The sequence below is a fragment of the Gemmatimonadota bacterium genome (genome assembly GCA_026706845.1).
Classification (GTDB): domain Bacteria; phylum Latescibacterota; class UBA2968; order UBA2968; family UBA2968; genus VXRD01.
On the sequence record JAPOXY010000020.1, the window covers coordinates 52,208 to 62,769 of the forward strand.

Here is a 10,562-nt window from a genome sequence, read left to right on the forward strand (position 1 = left end):
GTGTATCTACTTTGCCAACGGTCCCGTGGGCGCTTCTTTGCTGTAGAGCGCGCTTCCCCGCTCGTAGGATACCGCTACCTGTCCATTTTCTACCTGTAAACGGGGTACATTATTTGTGCCCACATCCCGGTCCGGTCCTCTCATTACGGCGATTTGTGCATCGGTCATGCCCGCTATCAGGTCGCCCCATCGGCTTTCTGGATGCACCATGTCGCCTCCGCTGCGGTGGAAGTTCCGGGATGTGTATTTGATCAGGATGCCCCGTCTCGAGACCGGGTTCTTCCAGGCGAGAGCACCGTGGGTCGTCGCCCCATCCCCAAAAAAGAGCACGTCGCCCGCCTTCATCACTGGCTGCACCACAAGCCCCATATCGTCGTCGCAGGTGCGGATGCCCGGCGGCATGGGATAAAACGCTTTGTGGCTGCCCGGTACGCAGGCGAATCCGCCCAGACCGGGTTCCACGTCTCGCAGCTGCCAGGCCACGGTTACTGCTTGATCGTAACTGCGCCCGTTTTGAAACACATAGCCCATCGGTGGATAGAGGGGTTCGTTGTTGCTGTGTAGCGAGTGTCCGCTGCCGCCCAGGACCGAGCAGAATGCCGTGGCGCCTCCGCACCGCCCCCCGCTGGCGCCCATCCAGTTCAAGCGATGCTCGACCACTGGGTGTGCAATCATTTGCCGGAATGGGTCGCTATACGGTTCTGGCAATTCGAGCAATCCAGAGAGGAGAGGTCGCCCTGTGCCAGCCAGGCTTTTCGATCCTCGCGCGAGTTCTTCGCCTACTACGATGCGATCTTCAAATTTATCGATGGTTTCGTTGGCCGCTGCCAGCCATTCTTCGTCCATTACGCCGCGGAGTACCAGATATCCGTTCAAGTCCCAGAAATAGAATTCTTTGTAATCAATCCCCGAGTCCGGGTCCAGTTTGTAGATCGATGGATGAAATACCTCGCGCGATTCGTCCATCTTTACCGTCTTTCCATCCGTGACAATGGTCGGGGGAGGTGTCGTGGATTTGTAACCGGGCTTGTAAAGCGATGCACGCTGTTCTTCACTTAAAGCGTCGTGCCATTCCGGGTGCGGTTCTTCCTCTGTCTGTGGGCCTGTTCCTGCAGATCGGATCACGCCCCTGCCCACGTATTCATAAGATAGCAGTCGCTGCTGTCCATCTCCCTGCCACGGGCGCATTCCCTGTAATGAGGATAGTGCTACTATCAGGAGATCACCCGACTTCAGAACGGGCTGGTATGTCAGGCCCATGTCGTCTTCGCCCGTGGTTATGTCTTCTGGCGATGCCACATTACTTTTGTGCGAGCAGGGCAGGAGTACGAAACCGCCATCCTCCTCGTTCACGTCTTCCAGTGCCCAGATTACGCGCACGCCTTCGCAATAACGCCGGTCGTTCTGGTGGTAATACGCAATGCCCGGCATTCTCGGTTCGTTGCCGCCTGTTAGTGGTGCTGTGGTATCGCAGGTCTCATCGCACAAGATTTCGGGTTCCCGGTCCAGGCGGAAGCCTATTCCTACAATTTGATTGAGATACCACACCAGGTGCGGATGGACGAGCAGTTCCCGGAATGGTTCTTTCAATTCGCCTTCCCATCCCAGCATGCCCGATAGTTGACCGGCTTTGTCGATGGTCTGGTTCAGTTGCGCGACTTCGCCGCGGTTCAATACGCCCGGTACATGAAGGTAGCCAGCTATATCAAAACAGTAATTCTCTTCGTTGCTCATGAGTTCTTGATCCATTTCAAACCTCCCCCAGGTTGGAAATAAGGATTATTGACAAGGCTGAGAAGCCAATCATTAATTAATCTAAAACATGTGTTAAATTATATTAAAAAACAAGAGAAATACAGTCTAATCTGGCACTTCGACGACGTAAATCTGGCTGCTACCGGTTTGATCCGATGTGTAGATGACCCGTTTTCCATCGGGTCTGAACGATGGGTGCGGGTGAGACCACTGGGGTCCATAGGTATCGGCCTGGACTTTGTCGTCGTCCGCGGGCACTGTTTCGGCCCACTGCGTTCCTCCATTGGAACTGCGGGGGTAACACAGGGTTTTGTGTTCACCTGTTTCTGGATTGATCAATTGTAGCCCGATGTCTGGACATGTGGTGTCGCATACAATGCGCGATCCATCTGGGCTGGGCGATGGATGCCAGGTGTTGAATTCGGCGATTTTTCGATCTTTGTCTTCACCCACCCGAATGCCCCGCAACGCATAGGGCCAGTGTACGAAGATGACTTCGTCGGTGTGCCCCAGGAATGTTTCGTGGGTAATCCACACGGTCTTGTCGTGTTTGAATAGGGGGCGTTCGTTGCTCCCATCGATTCGCACTTCCCACATTCGCTGATTGATATCGCTGGAATACAGGATGAGGTCCGGATCAGTCGGGCAAACCTGCACATGGCCCACAGCGCGAGGGGGTTCGCGGACGATCCGGTGTCCCGATCCGTCTGTGTTCACCGAGACTACCGCCGAATGCCCGTTGTGTTGCAAGGGGGTTACCAGCCGTTCTCCGTCTGCCGAGAGGCTGCATCCACCCACGCGGCTTTCGCCAAAATCGGCCAGGATGGATTCTTCCAGTGTCTCGATATTCACGGCTCGAACCTGTCCGCCTGTGTTGTAAAATACCCGGTGTCCGTCTTTGGCAGGACAGGCGGCAAATCCACCGAATCCCTCCACGTCGGTTAATTGCGTCATTTCCCCGCTGTTCTCATCCATTTTGAAGAGGTTGGGGTGTCCAGAGCGATATGAGGTGAATACAATGGTTTTTCCATCCGGCATCCAGGATGGATTTGAAAAGTACAGGTTGTGGCTGATTGCGGGGTGGTCCGTCATTTGTCGGATCGGCGCGCCCGTTTTTTTGTCTTTTAATGCTTTTACTTCCGAAGAATACGTCTGTCCTTTTGCCATGTCTGATGCCTCCATTGGTCATCGCTTTGGGAAGAATACATCCACACACGCTTCCACATCAAATGGGTCACATCCATAATTCCGTTTAAATTTTTCGAGGTGTTCTATTTCGTGTATTGTCGGTTCTTTCAATGGCAGATCGACCGGTTTTCGCCCTATGCGTCCGGATTCTTCTACTGCGACCTGGACTTCGATATCCCGTCGCGCTCTTTGCGCGTCATAGCGCGTGGGCAGGCCTTCCCGAACCGCTCGGGCAATGCTGTCCATTTCTTCTACAATCGCCAGTCTTCCCGGCGATGTTTTGTATTGGGGCCAGGGATTTTCCCATATCAGCGGGGGATCGGTTTCGATTACCATTCGTTCCAGTATCTGTACCCCGTCTTTTTCTCGGGTTTCCGTGTGGATGGGATAGGCGGTGGCTCGTCCTCCGCTCAATCGCTGTGCTTGTGTGGTGATATGTATTTCATTTTCTACAATTGTTCCGGTTGTGCCATCCACCTGGAATAATGTCTGGCTTTTTCGCCCGAGCGCCCGACCGTGATACATCGAGGAGTAGGACATTATCGCCAGTGCGCCGTTTTCAAACTCGACGAGGTCCATTGTCCAGTGTTCGGTGGTGAATTGCCGAATTTCACTCACATTCACGCGTGGGATTGGCGAATCCATCACCAATCCCGTTACTCGAATGGGCGCCGCATCGCCTACCATCATCCGCACACTGCTGACGATGTGATAGCCGCCGGTTTGAAATAGGGCAAAGACCCGCAGTACGTCTCCAATGGCTCCGGCGTCGATGGCCTGTCGTTTGATCTGGTGAAGGGGGTCTCGGCAATATTGCTCTGCTATTTCGAGTTTTACGCCGTTGCGTGCTACCGCGTTGATCAATACATCTGCGGTTTGCAGGGTGGGTGAAATGGGGGTTTCTACGATCAGGTTTACGCCGTGTTCAGCCAGATATGCACCGATGGCGTGGTGTGAGTCGGCCGGTGTGCTTATTGCCGCAATGTCCAGTTTTTCATGTGCGACCAGGTCCTGTATCCGAGAATATGCGGGTACACCGTATTCGGCGCCTATTTTTCGCGCTTTTTCCCCATCTACATCGCATACTGCGACGAGTTCGAATACATCCGACATCAACAAGATTGCGGGGAGTCGCACCCCCAGCCCACGGCCACCGCAGCCCACGAGGGCGATTCCCAATTTTTCTTTTGCGGCCATGGCGGTCCTTTCTCATCGGATTGAAGGGTTTGTGTGTAAATGGACCTACGGCGGTAGTCGCGGTGGTATTGGTTGGATAATTTTTCTCTGTTCGGAGGTCAATCGCGCCAGTAATCCGTCCGATGGGACGTAGTGAAACCGCGTGCGGATGAATCGCGGGGAATACCGATAGACTACGGTGCGGCGATACCCTTTGTTCGTGCGTTCGGCTGATCCATGTGCGACCGAATCTGTGAAAAATAACGCGTCGCCCGCTTTCATGTACATTTCTTTCATACCTACAGCAGTTCCAGCGGGTTCTGTGCCAGAACTCACCACGCCCTTGTCATCTACAAGCAATTTGGGATGTATTTCTGTGCTTTTATGGCTGCCGGGTACGAGGACTGTTGGTCCATCTCCCGGTTCTATATCCGTCAATGCGACCAGTACGTTGATCTGGCCCACCATCCACGCGCCTGTGTTGTGTTGCCGAAAGGTGAAATAGCACCGGGGCGCGTGACCGCCACTGTGGATATAGATAAATCCGCCGGGTCCGCGTACGGTTAAAAAATTTTCGTGGATCGAGATGCCGTTTACTTCGTCGTTGATGTAGCGTTTGGCCAGGTCAATCCAGGATGGATGATCAATTAATCGCTCGAATACCGGTCCAGCTTCGATGATGTTCTGAAAGTTCAATCCGTCTTTTTCGCGGTAGGTATGCGTTTCCACATGGCCGATCCACGCACCCGAATCATCACTCGTACCCCGACGCTTTTTGCCATGTACGTATTCCCAATGGTCATCTACCCATTGGTTCATCTCCTGTACGTCCTTTTTCGACACCGCGCTTTTTAGATGCAGATAGCCGTGCAAGTCGAATAAATAATCCTGTAAATGCTGGTCCGAATTATCCATAAGCACCTTTCTCATGCCGGCCCAATAACCGCTGCATTCGCGCGTCGGCTCCTGCCCAGACGTATTCTGGCATTCGATAGTCGATAAATGGGTATAATCGCTGTGCGATGATGCGCTGGCTGTACACGACTGAGCCTACATAGCGGACCTGGTCGGATTTGTTTTGCGATCCCCGATGCCACACTTGATTGTGGAACATGCACAGATCTCCCGGGTCGGCAATCATGGATACGGGTCCCTGTCCATCGAACTCGGGGGCTTCCGTTTTGTCCGGTCTCCTGCCCGCGTAATGGCTGCCGGGGACCACTTCTGTGACGCCGTATTCGATGGCGTCGGCCCGGCTCAGGGGGAATAAGACGTTCAATACAAAGCACGGTAACGGGATTTTTTTATTGTGCTTGGATATATCATCGGGCAATGGGAAAATTATGCGGTCGTCCAGATGCCATCCTCCGCCCTGACCGGGTTCATATCGCAGGGCATTTTGCGACATCATGTGGCAATCATCACCCAGGATTGCCTCTGCCAGGCTCACAAATGGCTCCCGCGCGATCAGGTCCCGGAAGTTGATGTCATATTCAAACATCCGCATCATACTGATGCCCCGAATATGGTCTCCTTCGGGTTCGTGCATTTTGGGGTCCTGATATTTTCGCTCCATTGTTTCCCGAAGTGTCAGTACTTCTTTTTCGGTTAGTACGTCTTTTAAGAACAAATATCCATCCCGCTGAAATTGCGCGACCAAGTCCTGGATTTTGTCCGCGCCATAAGGTTTGGCGTTTTTGTCGATTACGCTGTTTGTGGTGTACATCGTTATCTCACTATTTCATTAAGCCCAATATATCTTCATATACGGCAAGGCCACCAAAATAGGTGAAGGCGAGGCCAGAGATTATATTGAGCGCGACGAGGAACCAGCCCATTTGCAATGGGGGTGGAACGAATTTGCGGTCGATATAGATCATCGCAAAGCACCAGGGTCCAGCGAGAAGTACCCCGGTGATGTGCAGGGGGATTGTCATAATCGAAATTGGGTTCCAGCCTATGCCATTCGGGTCTTGCGTGGCTGTCCACCAGGCGTATAGTACCAGTGCGCCACCCGCAATAGCGGTGTATCCCAGTGTCCATTTTCGCACGTCGTTCAATGCCAGATTGTGCCATTTGGGGGTTATTGCGCGTATGCTTTCATGCGCGGTGCGGACGTATAATTCATATGCGCCGTACACGGTGCCAAAAATTGCGAAGAATACGCCGAGCTTGTACAATCCCGAGAGAAATGTCTTGACGCCTGCGCTTTCGTGCAATGCGGTTAAAAATACGACCTGGTGATTGTAGAGGTCCATGCCGGACGGTACGATTTCTCGCGGATGCAACAGGGCAGCACCTAAAATTAAAAAGGCCGCTGTGAATAATAATACACTGGCAAATGATACGAGTGTATCGACCAGCGGTGCTTTTAACCACGCTTTTCCCAATTCGAGGTTTTCTGGGGATTCTGAGATTGTTTCCTCTCCATTGCTGCGACGACCGATCATTCCCCACACCTTTTCGCGCAGCATGCCCACATATCCCACATAGTCCTGTACTCCACCGCCGATTACGCCCATGTACGCGACCATTTCGACGATCAATGTTCGGTCTGCAAATAGCGGATTGCGCGATACCCATTCTGGATATACCGGGAATGTGGGTACTACTGCGCCCATTAGCGCGGCGACCCAATCGGGGTTTGCCGCTACTGTCGCGATTAACATGACCAGCAACATCAATCCCACGAGTGAGGTTTGCGCTTTTTCCAACAGGCCATAGCTCTGTTTCAGAGTTAATGCTATCAAAAATGCGATAAATATGAGGGCGATCAAATGCGGATACCGCGCCGGGTCGTCAAATAATATCCACGACGAGATCGTGCCGAGCATGATGGGCAGGCTGGATAAATAAAATGGGAAGCTCACGACCATTACCACGCCTACAACTGCCGGGAATAATCCCCTCGGTCCGGGGAGTTGCGCCCAGCGCTCCATGGGGTGCTCGCCGGTTAGTGTCATATATCGCGCTGCGGAATACACTTGAACGACTTTTGTGATGCAAAACAGGCTGAATGCCCAGAACATGGCGTAGCCAAAGATCGCTCCGCTGCGCGATGCCCACACGGTTTCTCCACTGCCGATGGTTACCGATGCGATGATCGCGCCTGGTCCAAAGAATTTTAAGAAGTCGCCGATTTTCCGCGAGCGCAATGCTGCCGCCAGTTCCGGAAATTCTAATTTTTTTGCTTCTGCCATGATTTCTCCTATTGAAAATCCCCAGTCCAACCGATCTTACGGAGGACTGGGGATTGGAGTGCTATTTTACGGCGATGGGATTTCCCGGAGAACCCGTTCCGCCTTTCAGGCGCAATGGCGAAAATACAAATGCAAATTCATATACCTGATCTTTTGCCAGTTCTTCCAGGTCCAGGTTTTCTAATATGTAAATTCCATTCTGGGCGATGAGCAACTGATGTACGGGAAAAGCCTGTGTGGCATCCTCGCCGGGTACGACTTCCAGGCCCCATGTATCGCCTGCGACCATTACAATTTTTTTATTTACGAGCCACTGGCCCACGGCCATTCCAATACCCGGCTGGCCTTTATTGAATGTTTCATTGTCTTTCATCCACAGGGTGCCGTGTCCCGTGCGGAAGATCACTACATCGCCTTCTCCCACGGATACATTTTGTTTTTTGAGCGCGCCCTCGGTATCGGCTACTGTGATTACGTATCCGACTTCTAATCGCTCGACCCCTTTGTATCCCGCGACGTCTATCAGTACGCCGCGCGTGAAAAATGACCCCGCCTTTTCTACACCCAATTTTTCCAGGCCATAAGGTTTGCTAAAATTCGAGCTTTTGAAGCCATTGTAATACACATCCTCGTTTCCTACCCGTGTGCCAATATGCCCCAATCCATCGAATTGTGTACCGATTTGACCGATTTCGCCACTGAACATTTCATCGTACCATACGAGTTTGTTTTCTCCGAGCGGTCCACCACTTGGGTTGCCCACGATTGTCAAACTGTAATGCCGGGAACCAAATAGCGGTATTCCGTGTTCATATACTTTTCCCAATTGATAGATTTTGCCGGTTTTGATCAATTTTGTCGCTTCCAGGACTTTGGCAGGTGTCAACCGGTTCGCGGCACCTCGTTCATCTTCGGGACCCCACTCCGATGACGATTGCTGGGCATATACTGGCACCATCATCAGATTGACCAGTAGTGTTATAAATAGTATGCGTTTCACGATTTCCCTCCTTTGAAAAGATGGTATGTAGCGGTCAGCGATCAGCCTGCTTCTCATATAGCGCGATGCTTACCTGTGTGCCGGGGAATAGTGTGGATGGATATACCCACATTTCGTCTTCCCGAATGTACACTCGTTCATCTCCCGAGCGAATGTGTAAACGCCCGTTGTTTTCCTGGCAAATTTGTTTGACGATGTATAGACCCAGCCCCCGCGTATTGCCCCGCGATACGGTTTTTTGTATCGCCATTTTTATTGCCTGTCCGTGCGACCAGTGCGCTGTATCGTGTCCTGCTGACAGGCTCTCGCGAATGCCAATGCCCAGGTCGCATACGCCGATGATTGCAAATTTTCTGTTTAGTCTGTGATTGGTATAGCGCTGTGCGACTACAAACCCTTTATCCCCGCTGTGGTCCAGGATATTGTGACACAATTCGGCTACGACATTTTTAAATCCCGTAATTTCCCGTACGGTATAGTGGAGTTCTTCACTCAAGATGGCACCGACCCGCGATTCAATTACGCTCAGGACTTGCTCGATATCGCTTCTCTGCTCAATGGTGGTGATTTCCAGCAGGCTTTCGTTGCGCCGCGACTGTCCCGTTTGCGGTAATCGCGCCACTGTTACATAAGACTTGAGCGCGTCAAATACTTTCATTCGCGTCAAATAACGCTCGACATCTGAATTTTCGGGCAGATGGCATGTAATATCCCAGTATCTGGTGCTCAAATGCCGGCCAATTAAACACAACATCCCCATGCCATAGGGATCGACAAATCCCAATTGCGATAGGTCCAGAACGATATTGTCTTCATCTCGTTGCGCCCAGAATGCTTTGAGATTGTGCAGTACATTGTCACATGAGACAGCAGACAAATTCTGTTCCGCTATTGCCAGCGTGTTGTTATTCATGTGATCGTTTAGTTGCGTACGCGGAATATGGTTCTGCGTTTGACATTTTTCTTTTCGTGTAAGTCCGTTACCGCGACTTCGAGTTTATAGACGCCGCGCGGCATTTTGGACAGGTCGATTTCCAGGAAGGTGAAGTCGTCGGGTTTGTCGCCAGCATATACCGAACTGATCGATGTGCGGCTTTGTTGGCCGGCTCGGCGCAGTTCTTCGACTGATTCGGCCATCAGGTTGCGTTCGGCCGGCATGTATTGCACTTCAAAATCCACGGTTTGGGCTCTGATATTTTCTTCACCGCCGGTCATGGCATCGCCCACCAGGTCTTCCTGATCTTGCATTTCACCTTCCTCAGTTTCGGTATCTGTACCGTCGAGGGCGCTACCTTCGGTGAGTATGTCACTGCTGGAGCGATCATCTGCTCCTGCTTGCGCCAATTCTTCGGCGGTTGGCACAATTAGCAATCCGCCCACTTTTTTGAGAGCTACGGCGCCAAACATCGCGGGATTGACTTCCCGCTGATCGGGGACGCTGATGGTGTAGGTGATTTCATATTGGGTGCGTCCGAATTCGTCTTTTTTCAGGTTGTAAATTTCCAGATATACAGATGCCGATTCCCCAGTGCGATACGCGCGGAGAGGATTGGGTGCAATGCGTAGATCCATGCGCGTTTCGGGAAAGGGTTTGACCAGTTCAATTTTCTTGGCGAGCAACAGATCGCTCATATCCAGGCGCGATTCGGATACAGAAAAAAGGCGTTCCGTGCGGAATGTGCCGATGGATCCGCTGTTCCTGTCGCCCACTTCGACCACGATATTATACGTGCCCTGGGGAAGTTCCAGGGGGCGTTGGCTCAACAAATACTGCGGGGCATTGCCCCCTTTGGGTTTTTCTTGCGCAATTGGTCGGATATTGCGGTAGATGTCTTGCCATCGGTAATCGAACATAAATAAACCCTCATCCATGACGATCATCCGGTCGTCGTTTGCTTTTAATTTGCCCGTGGGAATGGCATAGGCGATTTCCACGCGCATATTTTTGCCTGAGCGGAAGGCTGTGATCTGGTGTGGCATGGAGTATTTTCTGTTTCGGAATGGATCGACAAAGCGCGCTTCTTTTTTCTTAAATGCCGCGCGATTTTGTATTTCAAAATACTCTTCGCGCATTTTGTCACTCGCCCATTGCGGGTTAGTAGATTTTCTGAAGAGCGTTCGATCTACCTGTGTTGCATCCACATTGCGCGTTCTCAGTGCGTTGGGGTCCCCGCCTATGACATCTACCGTGCTGCTCGGTCCCACTTCGCCTGCAAACCCCCAACCGTCAACGCCATTTACAC

At 51.9% G+C, this 10,562-nt stretch carries 9 protein-coding genes; all 9 read right to left on the reverse strand.

Annotated elements, in window-relative coordinates:
- Positions 1-6 precede the first annotated feature (6 nt).
- Positions 7-1,749 carry a phytanoyl-CoA dioxygenase family protein gene (locus OXG87_01810; GenBank protein MCY3868260.1) on the reverse strand — a complete coding sequence of 581 codons (1,743 nt, stop codon included), beginning with the start codon at positions 1,747-1,749 and terminating at the stop codon, positions 7-9.
- Between the two features lie 111 nt (positions 1,750-1,860).
- Positions 1,861-2,922: an oligogalacturonate lyase family protein gene (locus tag OXG87_01815; GenBank protein ID MCY3868261.1), complete on the reverse strand. Its 1,062-nt coding sequence runs from the start codon at positions 2,920-2,922 to the stop codon at positions 1,861-1,863.
- Positions 2,923-2,940: 18 nt separating this feature from the next.
- Entirely contained in the window at positions 2,941-4,140 is a 1,200-nt protein-coding gene (locus tag OXG87_01820) for a Gfo/Idh/MocA family oxidoreductase (protein MCY3868262.1), read from the reverse strand.
- Positions 4,141-4,185: 45 nt separating this feature from the next.
- A complete protein-coding gene (locus tag OXG87_01825; protein MCY3868263.1) occupies positions 4,186-5,034 on the reverse strand; it encodes a phytanoyl-CoA dioxygenase family protein in 849 nt (282 codons plus the stop codon).
- Positions 5,027-5,845, reverse strand: coding sequence for a phytanoyl-CoA dioxygenase family protein (locus tag OXG87_01830; GenBank protein ID MCY3868264.1), 819 nt, complete (start codon positions 5,843-5,845; stop codon positions 5,027-5,029). Before OXG87_01830 ends, OXG87_01825 begins: the two co-directional genes overlap by 8 nt.
- 10 nt (positions 5,846-5,855) lie before the next feature.
- Positions 5,856-7,319 carry an Nramp family divalent metal transporter gene (locus tag OXG87_01835; protein ID MCY3868265.1) on the reverse strand — a complete coding sequence of 488 codons (1,464 nt, stop codon included), beginning with the start codon at positions 7,317-7,319 and terminating at the stop codon, positions 5,856-5,858.
- Positions 7,320-7,380: 61 nt separating this feature from the next.
- Positions 7,381-8,319: a cyclase family protein gene (locus tag OXG87_01840; protein MCY3868266.1), complete on the reverse strand. Its 939-nt coding sequence runs from the start codon at positions 8,317-8,319 to the stop codon at positions 7,381-7,383.
- Positions 8,320-8,353: 34 nt separating this feature from the next.
- Complete coding sequence (locus tag OXG87_01845) at positions 8,354-9,232, reverse strand: ATP-binding protein (protein MCY3868267.1); 879 nt, start codon at positions 9,230-9,232, stop codon at positions 8,354-8,356.
- A gap of 8 nt (positions 9,233-9,240) precedes the next feature.
- A partial coding sequence (locus OXG87_01850; GenBank protein MCY3868268.1) for a hypothetical protein occupies positions 9,241-10,562 on the reverse strand: 1,322 nt, incomplete at its 5' end.